This is a genomic window from [Clostridium] aminophilum (assembly GCF_900101295.1).
GTDB lineage: Bacteria > Bacillota > Clostridia > Lachnospirales > Lachnospiraceae > Clostridium_R > Clostridium_R aminophilum_A.
The window spans coordinates 16899-40669 of sequence record NZ_FOIL01000029.1; the positions used below are offsets into that span (position 1 = coordinate 16899).

Below are 23771 nucleotides of genomic sequence, written 5' to 3' on the forward strand. Positions count from 1 at the left end.
GAGCCTGACGGCTTTCCTTCCGGCATTCTACCCGGATCTCATTCCGGCTTCTTCAGCGCTTCTTCAGCGTCTTCTGCGGCGCATCCAGATCACAAATCCGGCAATCAGAAGAGCCAGCGGAACCAGCAGCACACATACGGCACTCAGCATAATCGCGGTGGACGCGGTCACGGTCAGAAGCGGATTGCGGAAGCTCTTGGAGTCCACCGTCAGGGTCTTCGCCATTTTCACCATGGATCCCACCGTTCCGGCAAACAGCTTCTGGTTGGATCCGGCAACAATCTGATCGGCGCTGGAGGTGAAAATCTCCGGCGAGGAGTAGATGACGGCCGTGGAATGGTTCTCCCCGATGGTCTTCTCCGCGCGGAGTCCCACGGTCCAGGTTCCCTGCGGATCATCTTTGGAGATGATCTTAGACGCGTCATTCATATCCGCCATATTCGCGTGGACAAAGGCCTGGGCGCTGGTGGTCAAAAAATCGGTATAACTGAAGGTGTCATCCGAACCGCCGTGGGTAAGGGCCTGCGCAAACGGAACAAAGACGTAGCCGTTGGCGGCGATGACCTGCTGCGTGATCATGGATTCTTTCGACACATTCGGCAGAAGGTAGGTCGGTATTCCGCCGCCCTGTCCGGCGGACAGATAATGGTTCCGGTCAGTCTCGACGATGATTCCCGCTTCGTTCTTCACCCCGTAGAATTCCAGAAGTTTCATGAGGTTCGGTGCCTTCGCCGCATCGAGGAAATTCAGCGTAATGAGAAGTTTTCCGCCCTTCGCGGCATATGCCTCCAGCTTCGCCTCATCATCGGCCGATATGTCCGCGGCGGGTGCGTTGATCAGAACCGCCTCCGCGTCCTCCGGAACCGCATCCTGGTTCAGAAGACTCAGCGTATCGCTTGCAACGTTCATCTTTGCGAGGTTCTCCGCAAAGACCGGATCCAGCTCACTCTCATTATGTCCCTGAAGAAGATAGATCTTCGGAAGTTCGCTGGTGGTGACAAAGGAGAGGGCGGAGGTGATCTGTCCTTCCGCGTCATAGCCGGTCATCTCGTAACCTCCGGCCGCATTGACCGTCACCTCGTACAGACTTCCGTACTGAATGGTCTTGCTGCGTTCCGGACCTTCCACGATCAGACTGTTGGCTCCGAGCTTTTCATCGGTGTATTTGGACGCAAATGTGGTATCAACCGACGGATCCACATACTTTACGCTGATATGACTGTTCAACGCCTGATACTGGCCGAGGGTCTTGGCGATGGTCTCATCCTGCGACTCGTCTTTTGCCAGAACATAGATATTTACATCCTGATCGATGTCTTTCACAAAATCTTTCGTCGTATCGGTCAGCGAATAAATCCGGTTTTCCGTAAAGTCCACGACACGGACATTGTCCGGAATCTTTGCGGACGCGAAGTTAATGCCGACAACCGCGCAGGCCGCAATCACAATGCCGAGAAGACTGAATGCGCCAAGTGAAATGTTTCCTTTCCGCACGGAATACCGTCTCTTCTGGATGCACTGCACGGTAAAGAACAGAAAAAGCACCGTCACAGACAGAAGATAGATCACCGCGGAGAGATCGAGGGTTCCGTTCAGGAAGAGGTCAAATCTGGTGGGCACGTCAAAGGCCTGGGCGATCTTTCCTGCCACACCTCCCGCAAAGGAGGTGATCGCCTTCATCGTAAAACTGATGAAAAGAATCGCAAAGGAGAGCACCGCGGAGATAATCGGGTTCTCCGTGAGCGATGACGCAAAGATCGAGATGGCAATGCCGGTCAGACCATACAGCCACAGGCCGAGAATTGCCAGATAGTTCACTGCCATCGGCACTTTTCCGAACATGCTGAAGATCAGCGGGTAGGCACAGATTCCGACGATCGGTATGGTAAATACCGCTGCCGCAGCCAGAAACTTTCCGAGAACAACCCCCGGAACGCTGACCGGCGCGGTCAGGATCAGCTGATCGGTTTTATTTCTGCGCTCGCCGGCAAAGGTGCGCATAGTCAGCACCGGAATCAGAACGAGAAGAACGAGCACCGCGATACTGACGGAATTGGCAAGGCTGGAATCCAGACCGACAAAATTGTTCATCGCCGCATAGAGGGAGATGAAAAACCAGAGCACGGCGATGAAGAGCCAGCCGACAAAGGTATGGAAATAAGACGCAAAGTCTCTGCGGAATATTGCTGACATTATGCTTCCTCCTTTCCGTCTGCCACGGATGAGTCACCGTCTGTGGCCGGCGCCGGATTCATTTCGTGTGCCGGATTCGCTTCCTGTGCCGGTTTCGTTTCATCTGCCGGTGCGGATTCCGGTGTTACGGTGTGATCCGATGATACCGCCATTCCTTCCTTCCGGAGGTTTGCAGCTGCACTTTCATGATCATCTGCCGTAAGAGACAGGAAGACATCTTCCAGCGACTTCTTTGTGCGGGCAAGTCCAAGAACCGTCATTCCTGCCTGGAATACCGCTCTCGAGAGTGTTCCCCGAAGATCCGCGTCCGTGTCGGTCATGACAATGGCTGCGCCGTCCGCGTTCCAATCGATCCGGATGACACCCGGAACCGCCTTCAGCACCGCTTCCAGCTGCTCTCTCATTCCGTCCGCCTCAATCTCGTACGCGCCGTTCGGCCGGTTCATCTGAGCCAGTTCTTCCGGCGTTCCGGAAGCAACCATTTTTCCGTGATTGATAATCCAGATACTGTCGCAGACCGCATTCACATCGGAAAGAATGTGCGAACTGAGAATTACGGTGTGATCCTTCTTCAGCGCATTGATGTAATCGAACATTTCCTTCTGCTGCTCCGGGTCAAGTCCGGCAGTCGGCTCATCCAAAATGATATTTTCCGGATCGTTGATGAGCGCCTCCGCCAGACCGACTCTCTGCTTATAGCCCTTGGAAAGATTCTTAATCAGACGATCCGCCATCTCCGTGATGCCGGTGCGGTCCATCAGTTCGGAGACCGCGTTTTTCCGGTCTTTTTTCGGCACTTTCTTGAGCGCCGCCGCAAACATCAGATACTCTCGGACAGTCATATCAGGGTACACCGGCGGAACCTCCGGAAGGTATCCGATTCGCTCTTTCGCTTTCTCCGGCTGTCTTGTGATATCAATTCCGTCGATCCGCACTTCGCCGGAAGAGGCCGCAAGATAACCGGTCATCATATTCATGGTTGTGGATTTACCGGCACCGTTCGGTCCGAGAAATCCGTATATTTTCCCTTTTTCCGCAGTGAAGGACAGACCGTTCACCGCACAGTGATCGCCGTAGCGTCTCACCAGTTCCCTTACTTCAATCATGTTTTTTCCTCCAATCGCACGGCATTTTTCCGCGCACCGGTTAATATTGTAGCACAATGAGCACAAATTGCTTCATATTTCACGATCTTTTCACAGTCTTTGTTCCGGCGTCACCGCGATTGACGGCCCTTCGCCCGTGCACACAGTCTGCAAACGGACAGCATCTCCCCCTTCCACGCGGAGTTTTTCTGTTTCATAGGGATTTTCGAAGAAATTTCCTATGAAATAAAAAGACTCCGGTGCAAATGCACCGAAGCCTCATGCAACTTTTGTTGGAAAATATTGATCTTTGCGATCCTAAACAGACCGCCCTGAACCTTTAACGGTTCGGATCAACTCGGGATTAAACCAGCTCGAGCAGAACTTCCATAGCAGCGTCGCCCTTACGCTGACCGATCTTTACGATACGAGTGTATCCACCGTTGCGGCCTGCGTACTTGTTAGCGTACTCGCCAAAGAGCTTACCTGTGATGTCAGCCTTCTTTGTGTTCTTCTTTCTGCCCTTGCCAGCTGCCGGAACCTCTGTAACATCGTACAGAACTGCGAGCATCTGTCTGCGAGCATGAAGTCTGGACGGCTTATCCTTCTGAATCTCCTTGGAAACTTCCTCGTAAACAGTAACTTTCTTACCGTCTTTCTCTTCCTTGATTCTCTTGCCGTTCTCGTCCTTCTTTGCAACCTTGGCTGTAACAGTTACGGTCTCAAAGTTGTCCTTCTCTTTTACGCCGAGAGCGATAAGGCCCTCTGCGATCTTTCTTACTTCCTTAGCTCTTGCCTCAGTAGTAACGATCTTGCCGTTGTGAAGAAGTGCGGTAACAAGACCTCTGAGCATAGCTTTTCTCTGGCTGGATGTTCTTCCAAGCTTTCTATACTTTGCCATTACTAATAATCCTCCATTTGTGGAACATCCGGCCATGCTCTTTCGGTCTTACTGACCGGATGCTGTATATCCATTGGGATCCGAGCCCCGATTGCCGGGCTCAGCTTCAGGCTTCCTCGCCGGTGCGAAGTTCTAAGCCTAATTCTTTGAGCTTGCCGAGGACTTCCTCAAGAGACTTCCGACCAAGGTTTCTGACTTTCATCATATCCTCCGGTGTTCTGTCGCAAAGCTCAGCAACCGTATTGATTCCTGCCCTCTTCAGGCAGTTGTAGGAACGAACCGACAGTTCAAGCTCATCAATGTTCATTTCAAGGCTCTTCGGCTGTCCACTCTGCGGCTGTTCAACCATAACCTGTACGGTTGTGCCACTCTCAGAGAGATCGATAAAGAGATTGATATGCTCACTCAGTACCTTTGCCGCGAGGCTCAGAGCGTCGTTCGGCTCCATGGTACCGTTTGTGTAAACTTCAAGAGTCAGTTTGTCATAATCCGTCATCTGGCCTACACGGGTATTCTCAACATTCATGTTGACACGCTCTACCGGAGTGTAGATAGAATCAACCGCGATAACACCGATCGGAAGATCGTCACGCTTGTTTCTGTCTGCTCCCACATAGCCGCGGCCGTTTGTAACGGTGAGCTCCATGTAAAGTCTGCAGTCCGGGCCGCCGCTGAGTGTAGCGATGACCTGGTCCGGATTCAGGATCTCGAGGACGTCCCCGGAAACCTGAATGTCCGCAGCAGTGACTACTCCGTCACCCTGATAATCGATATATGCGGTGATCGGTTCATCATCTGTGCTGTTATTCTTGATTGCCAGGCTCTTGATGTTCATGATGATCTCAGTTACATCTTCCTTAACACCCGGAATAGAACTGAATTCATGCAGTACACCATCGATCTTAACCTGGCTAACAGCAGTACCCGGCAGAGAAGAAAGCATAATTCTTCTCAGCGAGTTACCCAGTGTAAGTCCATATCCTCTCTCGAGCGGCTCTACTACAAATTTGCCGTATCTTCCGTCATCGGAGATCTCAGCTACTTCAATTTTCGGTTTTTCAAAATCGAACATTTAAGCCCCTCCTTCGGGTTTTATTTTTGAGGGTCAACTGTACACTGAATTAATTATTTGGAGTACAACTCGACGATCGCCATCTCATCAACCGGTACATCGATCTCTTCGCGTGCCGGAAGCTGCTTTACAGTCACCTTGAAAGTATCAGCCTCTGCGTCAAGCCATGCCGGAACCATTCTTCCGCCGCATGTCTCTGCGATGTCCTTCATTCTCTGGGAAGTCTTGTACTTCTCCTTAACCTCGATTACATCGCCGGCCTTTACTTCATAAGACGGAATGTTAACGTTCTTGCCGTTAACAGTCACGAACTTGTGATCAACGATCTGTCTTGCTTCTTTTCTTGTTCTTGCAAAGCCGCTTCTGAACATAACGTTGTCCAGTCTCATCTCAAGAAGAACCATCAGGTTTGTACCGATCTGGCCATTCATCTTGGATGCCTTTGCAAAATAGTTTCTGAACGGTTTCTCTAACACACCGTAGATAAACTTAGCTTTCTGCTTCTCACGGAGCTGTGTACCATATTCGCTAAGCTTTCTGTTTGCTCTCTGAGCTGCTCTCTTGGATTTCTTGTCGATTCCCAGGAATGTCGGATCCATGTCAAGAGATCTACATCTTTTAAGTACAGGAACTCTATCAACTGCCACGATTTCTTACCTCCTAAATTAATTAGACTCTTCTGCGCTTCGGCGGACGGCAACCATTGTGCGGTACCGGTGTCACGTCGCGGATACTTGTTACTTCAAGGCCACATGCCTGGAGTGCGCGGATAGCTGCCTCACGACCGGAACCCGGGCCTTTTACCATAACATCTACAGTCTTTAATCCATGGATAAGAGCTGCCTTCGTTGCAGTTTCTGCAGCCATCTGAGCTGCGTACGGAGTAGATTTCCTTGAACCCTTAAATCCGAGACCGCCTGCACTTGCCCAGGATAATGCATTTCCCTGAGCATCAGTCAGAGTAACGATGGTGTTATTGAAAGATGACTGAATGTGAGCCTGTCCGTGTTCAACGTTTTTTCTGACGCGCTTCTTTGTAGCTTTCTTAGCTGAAGCTTGCACCTTTTTAGCCATTTTAAACTAACCTACTTTCTTTTTCTTTGCCTACTGTACTACAAGGATCTTTACAGGATCCTTCCTGTTCATGTCAGAATCGGAATAAGAAAAAATATAATTTAACCGTTAGTTAATTATTTCTTCTTATTTGCAACAGTCTTTCTCGGACCCTTGCATGTTCTGGCATTCGTTTTGGTTTTCTGACCACGAACCGGAAGACTTCTTCTGTGACGGATGCCTCTGTAGCAGCCGATCTCCTGCAGTCTCTTGATATCCATAGCGACTGCTCTTCTAAGATCACCTTCTACAACCTGAGTCTCAGAGATAACCTCGGAGATCTTCTTTACATCGTCATCTGTAAGGTCCTTCACTCGTGTGTCCGGATTAACGCCGGCCTGAGCCAGAATGCGGCTTGCACTTGTTCTACCAATTCCGTAGATGTAAGTTAAGCCGATTTCAACGCGTTTCTCCCTCGGTAAATCGACACCTGAAATACGAGCCATTGTGTGTAACCTCCAAATAATGTTTTCTTTACTGCGAGTTTCTAAAACCGCCGTAAGACAAGCTTACGATCAGCCCTGTCTCTGTTTGTGTTTCGGGTTTTCACAGATTACTCTGATGCTGCCTTTTCTCTTAATGATTTTGCACTTTTCGCAAATCGGTTTAACAGAAGATCTGACTTTCACGGTAATCCTCCTTTCCAAAATCCGCGCCTCTTCCCAGTTTCCTGAAAATAGGCGGACTTCACCTTCACTCCAACAAAGTTGCTAAAGCATTATAACACCGGAGAAAGGGAATAGCAAGTCGTTTTTTCGCTTATTTCCTTGACTTTTTCGACCCTTCTCTGTATTAATTGTGCACAATTATTTGTCTCTCCAGATGATTCTTCCCTTGGAAAGATCATACGGAGACATCTCTAATGTAACTTTATCTCCCGGAAGGATTCTGATGTAGTTCATGCGGAGCTTTCCGCTGATGGTTGCCAGAACGATGTGTTTGTTCTCAAGCTCAACGCGGAACATTGCGTTCGGAAGCTTCTCGACAACAACGCCTTCGATCTCGATGGAATCTGCCTTTGCCATTTTTTTGTTTCACCTGCCTTTCTGTCCGGCTTTGCCGTTAGTCTTTCATGGGGAATCTTTGAAATCTCCCATGGCACAAGCGCTCCGCGGGGGATGCGCACGCGACTGTATGAATCATGTCACCTTACGGTAACCGGCGGCACACAACGTCCGTCATGCTCCCCCTATAAAATAAGAGAATTGCGGAGTCAACGTCCGCCTGCAAACTTTTTTATCGTATATGGCCCGGCGCACGGCCGGGCCCGAATACCGTATCACACGCGCTGAAATCCGATAATATCGTACATCAGCGTCATTTGTCAACATTTAGAACCATTTTACAGGTTCCCGTCAGTGTGAGTCAGAATCTCCGGCTCGCCGTCGGTGATCAGGATGGTGTTCTCATAATGGGCTGCGCGCTTGCCGTCCATGGTCACCACCGTCCATTCATCCTCAAGCCAGCCAACCATCCAGTCTCCCTCGGTGACCATCGGCTCAATCGCAAGAGCCATTCCCGGGCGAAGGCAGATTCCCTTTCTCCGCATCGAGAAATTCGGTACATACGGGTCCTCATGGATGCCCGCTCCGATTCCGTGTCCGGTCAGATCCCGGACAATGCCGAAGCCCTCACCTTCCACATAATTCTGAATCGCGGTGCAGATATCATTGAGATGGTTCCCCGCTTTCGCAAAGCGAATCCCCTCAAAAAACGCCTGTCTGGTGACATCCATCAGACGCTTTGCCTCATCGTCGATCCTGCCGACCGCATAGGTCCGTGCGGCATCCGCATTGTAATCCTTATAGGAAAGACAGGTATCGAGGCTGACGATGTCGCCGTCCTCGAGGATTCGCTCCTCACACGGAATCCCGTGAACCACTTCATCGTTCACGGAAATGCAGAACGCATTCGGGTACCCCTCGTAACCCTTGCAGGTCGGAATGCATCCCTTCTCGCGGATCATTTCTTCTCCGATCCGATCAATCTCATAGGTGGAGATACCCGGCTGGATCCGCTCGGCAAGCTTCAGATAAACTTCCTCGAGAATGCGGCCGGCCTCTCTCATACGGGCGATTTCGGTCGGAGACTTGATGATTACTGACATGTTTTACTCTCCCAGAATTCCGCAGATATCCGCGAAAACTTTATCCATGTTCTGTGTTCCGTCAATCGTGTGAAGAACACCGTGTCTGCTGTAGAAGTCGATCAGCGGCTGTGTCTGATCATGGTACACCTCAAGACGCTTGGAAACAGTCTCCGGCTTATCGTCATCACGAATGACCAGTTCCTCTCCGCATACGTCGCAGATCCCTTCCTTCTTCGGAGCTGCGTATACGATGTGGTAGGTAGCACCGCACTTCAGGCAGGCACGTCTTCCGGCCATACGCTCTACAATCGCCGCATCCGGAACATCCACGTTCAGCGCGAAATCAATCGCGGTGCCCTGCTCTTTGAGAGCAGCCGTAAGGCTTTCCGCCTGCGGGATGGTTCTCGGAAAACCATCAAGGATGTAGCCCTTGGAGCAGTCGTCCTGGGCGATACGATCCAGAAGCATACCGATTGTAACTTCGTCCGGAACCAGAAGTCCCTGATCAATAAAGGCTTTTGCCTTCTTACCAAGTTCGGTTCCTGCTTTAATATTGCTGCGGAAGATATCTCCTGTGGAAATGTGCGGAATATCGTATTTTGCAGCAATTCTGTCTGCCTGAGTTCCTTTACCGGCGCCCGGTGCACCAAGCATAACAATCTTCATGGATTCGCCTTTCTATTGATGTACGGCACGGATGTGCCATATACTAAATAAATTTCATCGGATCAAACCGAAACGCGATTCGTGCGTTTCGCCCGTTATCGCGGCGGCCGCCAGGGCCTCGCGCAGGCACAGGCTGTGGCGTGTTAACCGCGTAAACAAATATCGCCGCCGGAAGAAGACCGGCCGCAGCCGTCGTGGCTGCTGCTCAGTCTGTCTGAACCGACAGCGACATATATCATTCGCCCACGGGTCATACGGCCCGAAAATGGCTTATCTATATCAGAAATCCCCTAAAAATGACTTGTAGTTGCGGACAAGCAGCTGAGATTTCACCGCCTTGATGGTCTCAAGAATGACACCGACGATAATGATCAGGGATGTACCTCCGAAGGACATACGGCTTACATTGAAGAGGCCGGATACCATAATCGGAACCACACACAGAATGATCAGGCCGCAAGCGCCTACAAGTACAATATAGTTCAACATATTGTTCAGATAATCCGATGTCGGTTTACCCGGACGGATTCCCGGAATGAAGCCGCCTGCTTTCTTCAGGTTATCTGCAATCTCCAGCGGATTGAAGGTAATCGATGTGTAGAAGAACGCAAAGATTACGATCAGCGCAATGTAGATTACAAGACCGATGGAATAAAGCGGTCTGTCCGGTCTGAACCACGAGCTGGAATTCAATACCATCAGGATCTTTCCGCCGATTGTGGAATAGTCGACATTAAAGAATCCTGCAATAACAACCGGGAAGGACATGATCGAGGATGCGAAAATTACCGGCATAACACCAGCGGTATTCACCTTCAGCGGAATAGCGGATGCCTGAGCACCGACGAGTCTCCGCCCCTGAAGCTTCTTGGAATACTGAACGGAAATCCTTCTCTCAGCATCCTGAAGAACCACAGTGAAAGCAGCCAGTCCGATGATTACTGCGAGAATAATGATCGCATATACCACCCCTACTGCAATTGTCTTGCCCTGAACAAATCTTGTGTAAAGAGTCATCGCATCATTCGGTGTGGATGAAATGATGTTGAACAGAAGGACCACGGAAATACCGTTGCCGATTCCGTTCTGTGTGATCTCTTCACCGATCCACATCAGCATCGCACTTCCGGCTGTCATGGTTGCAACCGCGATGACGACGCTGAGAGCATTGAACTCCGTGAGAAGTCCCTTGCTTCCGAATCCCACGCTCATGGCGATGGACTGCATCAGCGCAAGTGCCACCGTCACGTAACGTGTGTACTCCTGAATCTTCTTCCGTCCATCCTCATCCTTCTGCATTTCCTCCAGCTTCGGAATCGCAATTGCGAGAAGCTGCATGATAATGGAAGAAGTAATGTACGGGGTAATGCTCAGTGCAAATATGGACATGTTCGTGAAGGAACCGCCCGTAATAGTATTGAAAAACCCGAACGCATCGGTCGTCTGCTTTGAAAACAAATCAGCGAAATACGATGTGTTCACGCCCGGTATCGGAAGCTGTGATCCGATGCGAATCACAACAAGCATAAAGAAAGTGTAGATCAGTTTGCTCCGCACTTCCTTTACCTTGAACGCTTTCAGGAGCGTCTGCAGCATATTAGATCACCTCGCAGGATCCGCCAACGGCTTCGATCTTAGCCTTAGCGCCTTCGCTGACAGCATCAACCTTAACTACAAGCTTCTTTGTGAGCTCGCCGTTGCCAAGGATCTTAACGCCATCGCAAACCTTCTTGATAACTCCTGCTTCAAGTAACTTCTCTGCTGTAATTACTGTATCGTTCTCGAATCTCTCGAGTGCGGAAACATTGATCGCAACGATAACCTTACGGTTGCGGTTTTTGAATCCTCTCTTCGGAAGACGTCTGAACAGCGGCATCTGGCCACCCTCGAAACCAAGTCTCGGTGCGCCACTACGTGCCTTCTGACCCTTGTGGCCCTTACCAGCAGTCTTGCCGTTGCCTGAACCGTGTCCGCGTCCTCTTCTGAAATTATCGCTGTGGACGGAACCAGCAGCCGGTCTTAAATTGGATAACTCCATGACTGAACCTCCTTAAACTCAGATTTCCTCTACCTTTACCAGGTGTCTAACACTCTGGATCATTCCTCTGACTGCGTTGTTGTCCGGAAGTTCAACTGTCTTGTGCATCTTCTTGAGTCCAAGTGCCTCTACAGTTGCTCTCTGCTTCGGAACAGCGCCGATAGGAGATTTAACCAGTGTGATCTTTAACTTCTCTGCCATCTCTATCTCCTCCTTAGTTCAGGATCTCATCAACGGATTTGCCGCGAAGCTTTGCAACTTCCTCCGGAGTCTTGAGGCTCTGAAGACCTGCGATTGTTGCAAGAACAACGTTGGTCTTGTTGTTGGAACCAAGAGACTTTGTACGGATGTTCTCGTAGCCTGCAAGCTCCAGTACGGAACGAGCCGGACCGCCGGCGATTACACCGGTACCTTCCGGTGCTCTCTTAAGGAGTACATTGGAGCTTCCGTATACGCCGTAGAAATCGTGCGGGATGGACTTGTTCTCGTCCATAGCTACCTCAACGACATTCTTCATAGCTGCTTCTTTACCCTTGCGGATTGCTTCCGGAACCTCTGCAGCCTTACCCATGCCTGCACCTACGTGTCCGTTCTTATCGCCGACAACAACAAGTGCTGCGAATCTCTGAGTACGTCCGCCCTTTACGGTCTTGGATACTCTTCTGATTGCTACAACCTTGTCTTCCATTTCAAGATGGCCGGCATCGATTTTTGTACGCTTCATGTGTATGTTCTCCTTCCGTTAGAATTTCAGTCCAGCTTCACGAGCTGCATCTGCAAGTGCCTGAACTTTTCCATGATAGATGTAGCCGCCTCTGTCGAATACGACCTCTTCGATGCCCTTCTCCAGAGCTCTCTTAGCGATCAGAGTGCCGACATAGGATGCTGCCTCGACATTGTTTGTCTTGGTCAGCTCAGCCTTGACATCCTTCTCAACGGTGGATGCTGCAGCAAGAGTTACCTGCTTCTCATCATCGATGATCTGAGCGTACATGTGATCATTACTTCTGAACACTGCAAGACGTGGTCTCTGTGCGGTGCCGGAAAAACGATTACGTAATCTTGCGTGCTTCTTAATGCGAACTTCGCTTCTTGATTTTTTACTAACCATCTTCACACACTCCTTAATTATTTCTTACCAGTCTTACCAACTTTGCGTCTGATCACTTCGTCAGCATACTTGATACCCTTGCCCTTGTACGGCTCCGGTGCTCTCTTGCTTCTGATCTCAGCTGCGTACTGACCAACTTTCTCCTTGCTGATACCTCTTACAAAGATTGTAAGAGAACCATCAACTACAGTCTCAACGCCTTCCGGATCTTCCATCTCTACCGGGTGAGAGTATCCAAGAGTAAGAACGAGCTTCTTGCCCTGCTTTACAGCTCTGTAACCAACACCGTTGATCTCAAGCTTCTTCTCGTAACCCTCGGTAACACCGTGTACCATATTGTTAATTAAGGATCTTGTGAGGCCGTGCAGAGCCTTGATTCTCTTCAGGTCATTCGGTCTTGTGATAACAATCTCGTTAACCTTCTTGTCCTCGTGCTCTACTTCCTTCTGCTCGATAGTAAGCTCCGGAGCAAATGTTCTGGTGAGCTCACCCTTCGGGCCCTTTACAGTAACTTCATTGTTCTCTTTGATCGTGACAGTAACACCTGCCGGGATCACTACTGGTAATCTACCAATTCGTGACATTCTTATGTCCTCCTACTTAGATTCTCGGAACGGCACGGCGGCCGCTCTGTTTTCAGTGGTTTAATCTATATTACCAGATGTAAGCCAGAACCTCGCCGCCAACGCCGAGCTCTCTTGCCTTCTTATCTGTAATAACACCCTGGTTTGTAGAAACAATCGCGATACCGAGACCGCCGAGTACCTTCGGCATGTTCTCCTTACCAGCGTAGATACGGAGACCCGGCTTGGAGATTCTCTTAAGTCCGGAGATGATTCTCTCGTTCTTGTTGTTTGCGTACTTCAGTGTGAGACGAATGTTCTTGAAACCATTCTTGTCATCGACAAGATCGTACTTTGCTACATAACCCTCATCAACAAGGATGCCGGCGATAGCGAGCTTCATCTTGGAAGACGGAACGTCAACTGTATCATGTTTGGAGATATTTGCGTTACGAATTCTCGTAAGCATATCTGCGATCGGATCACTCATAGTCATGGTGAGTCAAACCTCCTATATATTCAATATTGCTTAACTGGTTTCCCGCCGCAAAAAAAGCGGCGAGACCTGTATTAAGATGTGGAACAGCGGCCTGATTGATTACCAGCTTGCCTTCTTTACGCCCGGGATCTCGCCCTTGTATGCAAGTTCACGGAAGCAAACACGGCAGATACCGTACTTCTTGAGAACAGAGTGCGGACGGCCACAGATTTTGCAGCGTGTGTAAGCTCTTGTGGAGAACTTCGGTGTCTTCTGCTGCTTGATCTTCATAGATAACTTAGCCATTGATCAAATCCTCCTGATTATTTCGCGAACGGCATGCCGAACAGTCTGAGCAGTTCACGTGCCTCTTCATCTGTCTTGGCAGTGGTAACGAAGATAACGTCCATACCTCTTACCTTGTCTACCTTATCGTACTCGATCTCCGGGAAGATGAGCTGCTCTTTGAGGCCGAGTGCATAGTTGCCTCTGCCGTCGAAGGAATCAGCGCTTACGCCGCGGAAGTCACGTACACGCGGAAGAGAGAGGTTGATCAGACGATCCGCAAAATCATACATTCTCTCGCCGCGAAGGGTAACCTTACAACCGATCGGCATACCTTCTCTGATCTTGAAGTTAGCAACGGACTTCTTAGCCTTTGTTGTAACAGCATGCTGACCAGTGATGATCTCCATGTCTCTTACAGCTGTGTCAAGAACCTTTGCGTTCTCCTTAGCTTCGCCAACACCCATGTTTACAACGATCTTGTCGAGCTTCGGCACTTCCATAACGTTCTTGTATCCGAATTTCTTGATCATAGCATCTACGATCTCGTTCTGATACTGTTCTTTTAATCTAGACACTTGTAGTTCCTCCTCTCTCAGTCGATCGTCTTGCCGGTAGCCTTAGCGAAACGAACCTTCTTGTCGCCCTCGGTCTTGAAGCCGACTCTGGTTGCCTTGCCGTCAACTACGAGCATAACATTGGACAGGTCAAGCGGAGCCTCAACGTGGATGATTCCACCCTGCTGGTTAGCTGCATTCGGCTTAACGTGCTTTGTGATCATGTTGCAGCCTTCAACAGTTACCTTGTTCTTCTTAACGTCTACAGAAAGAACTTTTCCTGTCTTATCTTTATCCTTACCGGTAATGATCTTAACGGTATCATCTTTTTTAATCTTCTGCACAGTCGTTACCTCCTCACAGTACTTCCGGAGCCAGAGAAACGATCTTCATAAACTGTTTCTCACGAAGCTCTCTTGCAACCGGCCCAAAGATACGAGTTCCCTTCGGAGTGTTATCCTCTTTCAGGATAACAGCAGCATTCTCATCAAATCTGATGTAGGAACCATCTTTGCGGCGTGTGCTTCTTACGGTGCGGACTACAACAGCCTTGACAACGTCACCCTTCTTTACAACGCCGCCCGGTGTTGCTTCTTTAACGCTGGCAACAATGACATCGCCGATGCCTGCATATCTTCTGGTGGAACCGCCCATTACTCGGATACAGAGCAGCTCTTTCGCACCGGTATTGTCAGCAACTCTTAATCTTGTTTCCTGCTGAATCATTCCCAATACTCCTTTCTGGGCTGAGATTATTTTGCCTTCTCAACAATCTCAACGAGTCTCCATCTCTTATCCTTGGACAGCGGTCTGGTCTCCTGAACTTTTACAGTATCACCCATGCCGCACTCATTGTTCTCATCATGTGCCTTAAGCTTATATGTTCTCTTAATGATCTTTCCGATCAGAGGATGTTTTACGTGGTGCTCGATAGCAACAACGATGGTCTTGTCCATCTTATTGCTTACAACCTTGCCTACACGTACTTTTCTAAGATTTCTCTCCACGGTAGATATTCTCCTTTCCATTTACTTTGGAAATTATGCGTTCTCGCTTGCCTTCGCTGCCATAACAGTCTGGATTCTGGCAATATTCTTGCGTACTTCTTTAATACGGCCGGTGTTGTCCAGCTGGTTCGTAGCATTCTGGAATCTGAGTTTGAAGAGTTCCTTCTTAGCCTCAGTAAGCTCGTTGTTAAGATCTGCGAGGGACTTCTCTCTTAAATCCTTTAAATACTGATCAATCTTCACTGTTATCACCGCCTTCTACGTCTGACTTGGTAGCGATCTTGCACTTGCACGGAAGCTTGTGCATAGCGAGACGAAGAGCCTCTCTTGCTACATCCTCTGCAACACCGTCGATCTCAAAGAGAACGCGGCCCGGTTTAACTACAGCTACCCAATACTCTACAGAGCCCTTTCCGGAACCCATTCGTGTCTCAGCCGGCTTAGCTGTTACCGGCTTATCCGGGAAAATCTTGATCCAAACTTTACCGCCACGCTTGATGAAACGTGTCATAGCAACACGGGCTGCCTCGATCTGGTTGGATCTGATCCAGCACGGCTCAGTTGCGATAAGTCCGTAGGAACCGTTGGTGATCTTGTTACCTCTGGTGATCTTACCAGCCATGGAACCACGGAACTGCTTTCTACGCTTAACTCTCTTCGGCATTAACATGATTTATCGCTCTCCTTCCTTATTTCCCTTAACAGGAAGAACCTCGCCCTTGTAGATCCAAACCTTAACACCGGTCTTGCCGTATGTTGTGTTTGCCTCAGCGAAACCATACTCAATATCAGCTCTCAGTGTCTGCAGCGGGATGTTTCCATCGCTGTAGAACTCCTTGCGGGCAATATCTGCGCCGCCGAGACGTCCGGATACGCAAGCCTTGATTCCCTTTGCACCTGCGCGCATGGTTCTGTTCATTGCAGACTTAACAGCGCGGCGGAAGGAAACACGGTTCTCAAGCTGCTGAGCGATATTCTCTGCAACGAGCTGAGCGTCCTTGTCCGGTCTCTTGATTTCCTTGATGTCGATGAAGACCTTCTTGTCTGTAAGCTTCTGAACCTCAGCCTTTGTCTTCTCGATCTCTGTACCGCCCTTACCGATAACAACGCCCGGCTTAGCAGTAAATACGATAACTTTAACTTTTCCAGCTGCACGCTCGATCTCGATCTTGGAGACGCCGGAGTCATAAAGCTTCTTCTTAAGGAACTCTCTGATCTTGTAATCTTCGATCAGGCAATCAGCGAAGTCCTTTTCAGCGTACCACTTGGAATTCCAGTCCTTGATGACACCAACTCTGATGCCGTGCGGATTAACTTTCTGTCCCATTTCTGCCTCCTATTATTTCTCATCGAGCACGATTGTGATGTTGCTCATTCTCTTTTCGATTCTGTAAGCTCTACCCTGTGCTCTCGGTCTGACTCTCTTCATGATCGGTCCCTGTCCTGCGAAGCACTCCGCAATGTACAGGTTGTCACGATTCATCTGGTTGTTGTTCTCTGCGTTTGCGATTGCAGACTCGAGAAGCTTCTTAACCAGTGAAGAAGCATATCTGGGATTATATGTAAGGATACCGAGTGCCTCATTTACATTCTTGCCTCTGATCGCATCCAGTACGAAGCATGCCTTCTGTACAGAAACTCTTGCGTAAGACAGTTTTGCTGACGGTCTCGTATCTCTATTAGCATTTCTCTCTCTCTTAATCTGAGATCTATGTCCTCTAGCCATTGCTATAACCTCCTCTCAAAACTGTGCTTAGCGAGACTTCTTCTCGTCTGCGCCGTGGCCGTGATAAGTTCTTGTAGCAACGAACTCACCAAGCTTGTGTCCTACCATGTCCTCAGTAACATATACCGGAACATGCTTTCTTCCATCATATACAGCGATTGTATGACCTAACATCTGCGGGAAAATGGTGGAACGACGGGACCAGGTCTTGATAACCTGCTTCTGTCCTGCTGCATTCATCTCGTCAATCTTCTTGAGCAGAGATGCGTCCGCAAACGGTCCTTTTTTAATTGAACGACCCATTACTTAACCTCCTCGGAATTACTTGTTTCCGTTTCTTCTTCTGACAATCAGCTTGTTGGAGTGCTTGTTCTTCTTTCTGGTCTTAAGACCCAGAGCAGGCTTACCCCACGGTGTGCTCGGACCCGGACGTCCTACCGGAGCCTTACCTTCACCACCGCCGTGCGGATGGTCATTCGGGTTCATGACAGATCCACGTACGTGCGGTCTGATACCCATGTAACGAGTCTTACCAGCTTTACCAAGGTTGATCAGGTTGTGCTCGCCGTTGCCAACAACACCAAGTGTTGCGCAGCAGTCGATCGGAACCATTCTCATCTCGCCGGACGGAAGTCTCAGAGTAGCGTACTTGCCTTCCTTAGCCATGAGCTGAGCAGCTGTACCAGCGGAACGAACCATCTGGCCGCCTCTGCCCGGATAAAGCTCGATGTTGTGAACGTTGGAACCTACCGGAATCTTGCTCAGCGGGAGGCAGTTACCTGTTCTCGGCTCTGCATCAGCGCCGCTCATAACTGTCTGGCCAACCTTCAGTCCTGCCGGAGCAAGGATATATGCCTTAACGCCGTTTGCGTAGCTCAGAAGAGCGATGTTAGCAGTTCTGTTCGGATCGTACTCGATCGCAGCAACAGTTGCCGGTACGCCAACGATGTTCTTACCATTTCTCTTGAAGTCGATGATTCTGTACTTACGTCTGGAACCGCCGCCTCTGTGTCTAACGGTGATCTTACCCTGATTGTTACGACCTGCGTTCTTCTTTAAAGAAACAACAAGGGACTTCTCCGGAGCAGACTTTGTGATCTCAGAGAAATCATATCCAGACATGTTTCTTCTGGACGGGGTATATGGGCTGTATGTTTTAATTCCCATGACTCAAAACTCCTTTCGCGAACACGGGCAATCCCGTGTCCCGTTTCTCACGGATTGGTTACCGTATATTGGTGTCAGCGGGGATACTCCCCGCAGTTAGCGGATCAAAGACCTGCGAAGATCTCGATCTCTTTGCTGTCCTCAGTAAGCTGAACGATAGCTTTCTTCGTCTTTGCAGTCTTGCCGACGATCATGCCTCTTCTCTTGTCCTTACCTGCACAGTTCATGGTGTTAACACTCTTAACCTTGGTGCCCGGGAACATCTTCTCAACGGCATCCTTGATCATGGACTTGTTAGCCTCTGTGTGAACCAGGAAAGTGTACTTCTTGTCAGCCATGGAGCTCATGCTCTTCTCAGTTACGAGCGGCTTGAGGATTACGTCATAATACTGAATGTTTGCCATTATGCATATACCTCCTCGATTGCGCTTACTGCAGCCTTGGTAGCAACTACAGTGTTGTACTTAAGGATATCGTAAACGTTGATTGTGTTCACGCGTGCGGTCTTAACGTCAGCAACGTTTCTTGCGGAAACTGCTGTCTTCTCGCACTCGTCATCCAGAACAACGAGAGCCTTCTGAACCTTGAGGTTCTTCAGAACTGCTGCGAACTTCTTTGTCTTGATCTCGTCAAACTTCAGAGAATCAACAACAACGAACTTGTTCTCCTGAACTCTGGAGGTAAGTGCGCTCTTCAGAGCTGCTCTCTTCTCCTTCTTGTTCAGAGTGATTGTGTAATCGCGCGGAGTCGGTGCGAATACTACGCCGCCGCCCTTCCACTGCGGAGCACGGGTTGAACCCTGTCTTGCGTGACCAGTTCCCTTCTGTCTCCACGGCTTTCTGCCGCCGCCGGAAACCTCGGAACGTGTCTTAGCCTTCTGAGTTCCCTGACGCTTGTTTGCAAGCTGTGCAACAACTGCCATGTGAACCAGATGCTCATTTACTTCTACGCCGAATACTGCATCGTTGAGCTCAAGAGTGCCAACTTCAGCGCCTTCCATATTGTAAACAGATACATTAGCCATCTGTGTGTTCCTCCTTTCCATCTACTGCTTAGTTTGCAGACTTAACAGCCTCTCTGATTGTAACCAGAGCCTTCTTCGGTCCCGGAACGGAACCCTTAACAAGGATCAGGTTGTTCTCTGCATCAACTCTAACAACGCTCAGGTTCTGAACAGTTACTCTTACGCTGCCCATGTGGCCCGGCATTCCCTTGCCCTTAAATACGCGGCCCGGGGTAGTAGCGGAACCATTGGAACCCTGATGACGATGGAACTTGGAACCATGAGCCATCGGTCCTCTGTGCTGACCATATCTCTTGATCGCACCCTGGAAACCTTTGCCCTTGGAGATTGCAGTTGCATCAATCATATCGCCCTCAGCGAAGATATCAGCCTTGATCTCATCCTTTACAGAGTACTCCTCAGCGTTCTCAAAACGGAACTCTCTGATGAATCTCTTGTAGCTGACACCAGCCTTGTCAAAGTGACCCTTAACCGGCTTGGAAACCAGCTTCTCTCTCTTGTCAGCAAAGCCGACCTGAACAGCCTTGTAGCCGTCGTTCTCTTCAGTCTTAACCTGTGTTACTACGCACGGGCCTGCCTGAAGAACTGTTACCGGAACGAGTACTCCGTCTTCATTGAAGATCTGAGTCATTCCGACCTTGGTAGCTAAGATAGCTTTCTTCATTGGAAAATGACCTCCTGTTTTTTCTACAGCGGAACGCATCTTTCAGCGTTCATCCTAGAACCGTCCGGACTGTCCGGACCTTTCAGGACTTGATCCCTTACGGGATACCAGGCTGTTTTTTACTTGTTTTTCATCTTTACGTTGATATAAACACCTGCAGGCATCTCAAGTCTCTGCAGCGCATCAACCGTCTTCTGGTTCGGAGCAATGATGTCGATCAGTCTCTTGTGAGTTCTCTGCTCGAACTGCTCTCTGGAATCCTTATACTTGTGAACCGCACGAAGGATGGTTACTACTTCCTTCTTTGTCGGCAGCGGAACCGGTCCGCTCACCTTAGATCCATTCTTCTTTACGGTTGCTACGATCTTTGCTGCAGACTGATCTACCAGCTGATGATCATAAGCCTTAAGTGTGATTCTCATTACCTGACTTGCCATAAAAAAAGTCGCCTCCTTTTCGTACTCTGAAGCACGACAAGCGGTGACTGTACACATACCCGTGTGTGTCCGACCGGATCACACACCCGAATTGTCTTCGGTTCCGTTGTTTAACTGTACAGTGACTTGTCGCCAGTTTCTAACTTGACATTCGCTCCACGGAGAACCTGTCGCAATGGACAGCAACTTCACGCTTCACAGCTATCATGTCACAACGACGCTATCATATCATAGGTGTCAATGCTTTGCAAGAAATTTTTGTTCTAAATTAAATACAATCCATGTTTTATGCAAAATACAGCATATTTCCCATAGATCCGGCGTTTCCGGAGGGTTTCGGGGGCATTTTCACCCAAGCGGCGGCACCTTTCTCCTCATTTCCGCCAGACACGCTTCCATAATTCCGGCTCCGCATTTTTACAGCCGTCTGTTCTCTCCGTCATGCAGAAAAACGGGCATCCGCCAGGAATTCCCGGCAGATGCCCGCTGACTTTCTATATTAATCGGATCGTTTCCTACTATATATAAGCAGTATCTTCGAACCATATCCCCCCGCGTGTTCCGACCGACGGGCCGATCTCCCGGATCAGTTGTCCCAGAACTCCGGCTCAACCGGCTCTTCCGCCGACTCATCGCCCTTGGACGACTCTCCGTCCACCTCACAGATGATACCGTTCGCGTTGGTCTTGTATTTCGTTCCGCTAATCTTGAAGGTATCCTTCGTAAGAACCTTTCCGGAACGGTTGACCGCGTAATTCTTTCCGTCAATGGCAAAGATCGCCGCATTGTTGTCGGTTGCCTGCTGAAGACGTCCCATATAGTAGAGGTACTTGTTCTTCACGCCGGTAAATCCGCGGCCCTTGTTGTTGCCCGTCTCATTGAAGTAATACTCGTGTTTGGAGCCGTCGCCCTCTTCCACCGTGCCTTTGCCGCAGACAACCGAGCTGGTCGCCTTGTCTGCGCCGAAGAAGTAGGCTGCGTACTCATCACGGTTTCCGATACGAAGCTTCCGAAGTCCGTAAACCGGATTGCCCTTGTCATTGAAGAGATAGGTCACTCCGTTGATCTTCTTCAGATTGTTGGTGGAAGCTTCGGAAAGCTCCGGTCCGACCTCCGGCACGCCCTTCGCATCAAAATAATACCACTGCTCTTCGTAATCATCGAGCTTCATGAGACCGTCCAGTTCATCGTCATCCGGCGGGGTGAGCATCGCCCACTTTGTCATCACGGATCCGTCCGACTTGAAATACCGCATATTCTTGAAGCTGCCGGCATCCTTGTCGCCCATGTTGACCCATCCGGTCTGCATCGCGCCCTTGTCGTTGAAGCAGAAGTACTTGCCGTCGATCTTCTCTAACTGATAGCCGGATCCCTCCGGCTCAAATTTTTTTCCGTTAGACTTGAAATAGTACCAGTGGAAATCTTCGTCGTCCTTGATATCCGGAGCAGTCGAATCGTCTTCCTTCTTGTCCGGATCTTCAAGCCATACCCATCCGGTCTGCATTACGCCGTCGCCGTTCACATAATACTGCTCGTCATCAACCCATCCGGTCTGCATCTCACCGTCGTCATTGAAGTAGTAGTATTTGTTGTTGATCTTGGACCAGCCGCCGGTCACACACTTGCCGCTGTTGCCGAAATAGTACCATGCGGACTGTCCGGTCTGGTTCCAGTCCGGATTCTTGATCGCAAGCTTCATCCACTTATTCACAACAATCTTTCCGTCGCCGTCCACGTAATACTCATTGTCAGCCCAGGAATTGGTCGCCATCACACCCTGCGAATTGATCCAGCGCCACTCATTGTCCGCACCGCGCTGCCATTCATTGGTCACACGCTTTCCGCTGTCATTGACATAAGTCCAGTCATTGCCGGATTTCTGCCATCCTGCCGCAAATGCGGTCATGCTCATTCCCAGCGCCAGCGCTGCAGTGAAAGCGGCCACATACACTTTCTTTGTCATCATAACCTCCTCTGGGCAGTCATTCCGCCCCCGGATTCTCTGTATAATCATCCCCGGGATACATTCCCCCAATGATGCTGATATCCTGACCTTATCTTATCAGCACGGAGGATAGGGTTCAAGAAACTTTGTTTTCCATATTTCTTGCAAAATTCTTACATCACGGCATAACCAGCCACTTCTCTGACGTCCCGTTTCCCGCAAAACGGCGCGGCAAAGCGCTCTGTCCGCTTGACACTGACGCAATGCGCGGGATATGATGACACTGATATTTTTGAGAGAACTCAATCGATACGATAAGAACACAGAGAGGAATTCTATATATGTGGATTGCAGATCAATGGAATGATTATGAAGTGATCGACTGCTCGGCAGGCGAAAAATTGGAGCGGTGGGGCGACTACCTTCTGGTCCGCCCGGACCCGCAGGTCATCTGGACCACCCCGAAGAAGGAAAAAGGCTGGAAAAAAATGAACGGTCACTATCACCGCTCTTCCCGCGGCGGCGGCGAATGGGAATTCTTTGATCTCCCGCAGCAGTGGTCCATCGGATATAAATCGCTGACCTTTAACCTGAAGCCGTTCAGCTTCAAGCACACCGGTCTGTTTCCGGAGCAGGCTGCCAACTGGGACTGGTTCTCCGAAAAGATCCGCAGCGCCAATCGCCCGATCAGCGTGCTGAACCTCTTCGCCTATACCGGCGGCGCCACTCTGGCGGCGGCCGCTGCAGGTGCCAGCGTCTGCCACGTCGATGCGTCCAAAGGCATGGTAACCTGGGCGAAGGAAAATGCCGTCTCCTCCGGCCTGGGCGACGCACCGATCCGCTGGATCGTCGATGACTGCGTCAAGTTTGTCGAGCGGGAAATCCGCCGCGGTCACCACTATGACGGCATCATCATGGATCCGCCGAGCTACGGCAGAGGACCGAAGGGAGAGATCTGGAAGATCGAGGAAAACATCTATCCGTTCGTACAGCTTGCTTCCCAGCTTCTGTCCGATCAGCCGCTCTTCTTCCTGATCAACTCTTATACGACGGGACTTGCGCCGAGTGTCCTCTCCTACATGATCTCCACCGAGGTCGTTAAACATCACGGCGGACACGTCAAGGCTGACGAGCTTGGTCTCCCGGTATCCGCGAGCGGACTTGTTCTTCCCTGCGGCGCATCCGGAAGATGGGAAGCCGACTGATTTTTCCCTGACATATGTTTTTTTGTAAGAGGAGTCCTCAGCACTCAGTGCTGCGGACTCCTCTTTGTTATTTCATAGGAAATTTCTCCGAAATTCCCTATGAAACAAAACGCTCCGCGAGGATGCGCACGCCGCTGTAAGGAAGCTGTCACCTAACGGTGACCAGCGGCGGCGCGCAAAGTCCGCGGGGCTCCCCTCAGGACTGAGGGGATGGGGAAGCCGAAGTCCGCTTGCGGACTTTGTTCTTATCGTTTCTGCTGCGGTTCCATCTTCCAGTCACGGATGGAGAGAAGCGCCGGAATCAATTCCTTCGCACTTCTGCGGAATATGATTTCACCTTTTTCAGCGGTCGCTCCCCGCGGATCTCCACCAATCCCGATGGGACGGCCGTCTTCTGTCTGAAGATCCTCGCCCATCCAGTTGAGCGCTGCTGCACTCGAGAAAT

Annotated in this window: 35 protein-coding genes and 1 pseudogene; 1 reads left to right on the top strand and 35 read right to left on the bottom strand. The window is 50.0% G+C overall.

Annotation, left to right across the window (positions count from 1 at the left end; translation table 11 throughout):
• Positions 1-63 precede the first annotated feature (63 nt).
• The 34 genes from BMW41_RS08750 to BMW41_RS08915 form a co-directional block, all read right to left on the bottom strand.
• A complete protein-coding gene (locus BMW41_RS08750; RefSeq protein WP_074649769.1) occupies positions 64-2193 on the bottom strand; it encodes a DUF7088 domain-containing protein in 2130 nt (709 codons plus the stop codon).
• Positions 2193-3299: an ABC transporter ATP-binding protein gene (locus BMW41_RS08755; protein WP_074649770.1), complete on the bottom strand. Its 1107-nt coding sequence runs from the start codon at positions 3297-3299 to the stop codon at positions 2193-2195. Before BMW41_RS08755 ends, BMW41_RS08750 begins: the two co-directional genes overlap by 1 nt.
• A gap of 343 nt (positions 3300-3642) precedes the next feature.
• Complete coding sequence (locus tag BMW41_RS08760; protein WP_031471895.1) at positions 3643-4179, bottom strand: bL17 family ribosomal protein; 537 nt, start codon at positions 4177-4179, stop codon at positions 3643-3645.
• A 106-nt stretch (positions 4180-4285) separates the two neighbouring features.
• Positions 4286-5251, bottom strand: coding sequence for a DNA-directed RNA polymerase subunit alpha (locus tag BMW41_RS08765; RefSeq protein ID WP_074649771.1), 966 nt, complete (start codon positions 5249-5251; stop codon positions 4286-4288).
• 53 nt (positions 5252-5304) lie between these two features.
• Entirely contained in the window at positions 5305-5898 is a 594-nt protein-coding gene (gene rpsD, locus BMW41_RS08770; RefSeq protein WP_031471897.1) for a 30S ribosomal protein S4, read from the bottom strand.
• Positions 5899-5920: 22 nt separating this feature from the next.
• On the bottom strand, positions 5921-6325 hold the full coding sequence (rpsK, locus tag BMW41_RS08775; RefSeq protein ID WP_031471898.1) for a 30S ribosomal protein S11: 405 nt from the start codon (positions 6323-6325) through the stop codon (positions 5921-5923).
• Positions 6326-6441: 116 nt separating this feature from the next.
• Positions 6442-6810 carry a 30S ribosomal protein S13 gene (gene rpsM / locus BMW41_RS08780; RefSeq protein ID WP_031471899.1) on the bottom strand — a complete coding sequence of 123 codons (369 nt, stop codon included), beginning with the start codon at positions 6808-6810 and terminating at the stop codon, positions 6442-6444.
• 69 nt (positions 6811-6879) lie between these two features.
• Entirely contained in the window at positions 6880-6993 is a 114-nt protein-coding gene (gene rpmJ / locus BMW41_RS08785; protein ID WP_003497809.1) for a 50S ribosomal protein L36, read from the bottom strand.
• Positions 6994-7170: 177 nt separating this feature from the next.
• Positions 7171-7389, bottom strand: coding sequence for a translation initiation factor IF-1 (gene infA, locus BMW41_RS08790; protein WP_031471900.1), 219 nt, complete (start codon positions 7387-7389; stop codon positions 7171-7173).
• Between the two features lie 317 nt (positions 7390-7706).
• Positions 7707-8471, bottom strand: coding sequence for a type I methionyl aminopeptidase (map, locus tag BMW41_RS08795; protein WP_074649772.1), 765 nt, complete (start codon positions 8469-8471; stop codon positions 7707-7709).
• Between the two features lie 3 nt (positions 8472-8474).
• The gene (locus BMW41_RS08800; RefSeq protein ID WP_074649773.1) at positions 8475-9119 is read right to left on the bottom strand and encodes an adenylate kinase; all 645 of its coding nucleotides are present in this window, start codon (positions 9117-9119) and stop codon (positions 8475-8477) included.
• A 279-nt stretch (positions 9120-9398) separates the two neighbouring features.
• Complete coding sequence (gene secY / locus BMW41_RS08805) at positions 9399-10715, bottom strand: preprotein translocase subunit SecY (protein ID WP_031471903.1); 1317 nt, start codon at positions 10713-10715, stop codon at positions 9399-9401.
• Position 10716: 1 nt separating this feature from the next.
• Positions 10717-11157, bottom strand: a complete 441-nt coding sequence (gene rplO, locus BMW41_RS08810; RefSeq protein ID WP_074649774.1) for a 50S ribosomal protein L15 — start codon at positions 11155-11157, stop codon at positions 10717-10719.
• A gap of 18 nt (positions 11158-11175) precedes the next feature.
• Positions 11176-11358, bottom strand: coding sequence for a 50S ribosomal protein L30 (rpmD, locus tag BMW41_RS08815; RefSeq protein WP_031471905.1), 183 nt, complete (start codon positions 11356-11358; stop codon positions 11176-11178).
• Positions 11359-11371: 13 nt separating this feature from the next.
• The gene (rpsE, locus tag BMW41_RS08820) at positions 11372-11881 is read right to left on the bottom strand and encodes a 30S ribosomal protein S5 (RefSeq protein WP_031471906.1); all 510 of its coding nucleotides are present in this window, start codon (positions 11879-11881) and stop codon (positions 11372-11374) included.
• Positions 11882-11899: 18 nt separating this feature from the next.
• Positions 11900-12268: a 50S ribosomal protein L18 gene (gene rplR / locus BMW41_RS08825; RefSeq protein ID WP_031471907.1), complete on the bottom strand. Its 369-nt coding sequence runs from the start codon at positions 12266-12268 to the stop codon at positions 11900-11902.
• 17 nt (positions 12269-12285) lie between these two features.
• Positions 12286-12852: a 50S ribosomal protein L6 gene (gene rplF, locus BMW41_RS08830; RefSeq protein WP_031471908.1), complete on the bottom strand. Its 567-nt coding sequence runs from the start codon at positions 12850-12852 to the stop codon at positions 12286-12288.
• 70 nt (positions 12853-12922) lie between these two features.
• Positions 12923-13327, bottom strand: a complete 405-nt coding sequence (gene rpsH, locus BMW41_RS08835) for a 30S ribosomal protein S8 (protein WP_031471909.1) — start codon at positions 13325-13327, stop codon at positions 12923-12925.
• 102 nt (positions 13328-13429) lie between these two features.
• Complete coding sequence (locus BMW41_RS08840; protein ID WP_031471910.1) at positions 13430-13615, bottom strand: type Z 30S ribosomal protein S14; 186 nt, start codon at positions 13613-13615, stop codon at positions 13430-13432.
• Positions 13616-13632: 17 nt separating this feature from the next.
• Complete coding sequence (rplE, locus tag BMW41_RS08845; protein ID WP_031471911.1) at positions 13633-14172, bottom strand: 50S ribosomal protein L5; 540 nt, start codon at positions 14170-14172, stop codon at positions 13633-13635.
• A 17-nt stretch (positions 14173-14189) separates the two neighbouring features.
• On the bottom strand, positions 14190-14495 hold the full coding sequence (gene rplX, locus BMW41_RS08850; RefSeq protein WP_031471912.1) for a 50S ribosomal protein L24: 306 nt from the start codon (positions 14493-14495) through the stop codon (positions 14190-14192).
• A gap of 13 nt (positions 14496-14508) precedes the next feature.
• Positions 14509-14877, bottom strand: a complete 369-nt coding sequence (rplN, locus tag BMW41_RS08855) for a 50S ribosomal protein L14 (protein ID WP_031471913.1) — start codon at positions 14875-14877, stop codon at positions 14509-14511.
• Between the two features lie 26 nt (positions 14878-14903).
• Positions 14904-15158 (bottom strand): 30S ribosomal protein S17, encoded by a 255-nt coding sequence (rpsQ, locus tag BMW41_RS08860; protein ID WP_074649775.1) that lies wholly within the window; start codon positions 15156-15158, stop codon positions 14904-14906.
• A gap of 33 nt (positions 15159-15191) precedes the next feature.
• On the bottom strand, positions 15192-15401 hold the full coding sequence (gene rpmC / locus BMW41_RS08865; protein ID WP_031471915.1) for a 50S ribosomal protein L29: 210 nt from the start codon (positions 15399-15401) through the stop codon (positions 15192-15194).
• Positions 15391-15828, bottom strand: a complete 438-nt coding sequence (rplP, locus tag BMW41_RS08870; RefSeq protein WP_031471916.1) for a 50S ribosomal protein L16 — start codon at positions 15826-15828, stop codon at positions 15391-15393. The genes rpmC and rplP overlap by 11 nt, the downstream gene beginning before the upstream one ends.
• 3 nt (positions 15829-15831) lie before the next feature.
• Positions 15832-16485 (bottom strand): 30S ribosomal protein S3, encoded by a 654-nt coding sequence (gene rpsC, locus BMW41_RS08875; protein ID WP_031471917.1) that lies wholly within the window; start codon positions 16483-16485, stop codon positions 15832-15834.
• A 12-nt stretch (positions 16486-16497) separates the two neighbouring features.
• A complete protein-coding gene (gene rplV, locus BMW41_RS08880) occupies positions 16498-16884 on the bottom strand; it encodes a 50S ribosomal protein L22 (RefSeq protein ID WP_038287913.1) in 387 nt (128 codons plus the stop codon).
• A 27-nt stretch (positions 16885-16911) separates the two neighbouring features.
• A complete protein-coding gene (gene rpsS / locus BMW41_RS08885; protein ID WP_031471919.1) occupies positions 16912-17187 on the bottom strand; it encodes a 30S ribosomal protein S19 in 276 nt (91 codons plus the stop codon).
• An 18-nt stretch (positions 17188-17205) separates the two neighbouring features.
• Positions 17206-18051: a 50S ribosomal protein L2 gene (rplB, locus tag BMW41_RS08890; protein WP_031471920.1), complete on the bottom strand. Its 846-nt coding sequence runs from the start codon at positions 18049-18051 to the stop codon at positions 17206-17208.
• Positions 18052-18155: 104 nt separating this feature from the next.
• Positions 18156-18455 carry a 50S ribosomal protein L23 gene (gene rplW, locus BMW41_RS08895; protein WP_031471921.1) on the bottom strand — a complete coding sequence of 100 codons (300 nt, stop codon included), beginning with the start codon at positions 18453-18455 and terminating at the stop codon, positions 18156-18158.
• Positions 18455-19075, bottom strand: a complete 621-nt coding sequence (gene rplD, locus BMW41_RS08900) for a 50S ribosomal protein L4 (RefSeq protein ID WP_031471922.1) — start codon at positions 19073-19075, stop codon at positions 18455-18457. The genes rplW and rplD overlap by 1 nt, the downstream gene beginning before the upstream one ends.
• 28 nt (positions 19076-19103) lie before the next feature.
• Positions 19104-19739, bottom strand: a complete 636-nt coding sequence (gene rplC / locus BMW41_RS08905; RefSeq protein ID WP_031471923.1) for a 50S ribosomal protein L3 — start codon at positions 19737-19739, stop codon at positions 19104-19106.
• Positions 19740-19858: 119 nt separating this feature from the next.
• Positions 19859-20176 (bottom strand): 30S ribosomal protein S10, encoded by a 318-nt coding sequence (rpsJ, locus tag BMW41_RS08910; protein ID WP_031471924.1) that lies wholly within the window; start codon positions 20174-20176, stop codon positions 19859-19861.
• A 586-nt stretch (positions 20177-20762) separates the two neighbouring features.
• On the bottom strand, positions 20763-22139 hold the full coding sequence (locus BMW41_RS08915) for an N-acetylmuramoyl-L-alanine amidase family protein (protein WP_242870326.1): 1377 nt from the start codon (positions 22137-22139) through the stop codon (positions 20763-20765).
• Between the two features lie 323 nt (positions 22140-22462).
• Between BMW41_RS08915 and BMW41_RS08920 the strand changes: the two genes are divergently transcribed.
• Positions 22463-23326 (top strand): class I SAM-dependent methyltransferase, encoded by an 864-nt coding sequence (locus BMW41_RS08920; protein ID WP_074649777.1) that lies wholly within the window; start codon positions 22463-22465, stop codon positions 23324-23326.
• Between the two features lie 245 nt (positions 23327-23571).
• Here BMW41_RS08920 and BMW41_RS14585 read toward each other — a convergent pair.
• A pseudogene (locus BMW41_RS14585) lies at positions 23572-23771 on the bottom strand (creatininase family protein); the annotation flags it as partial.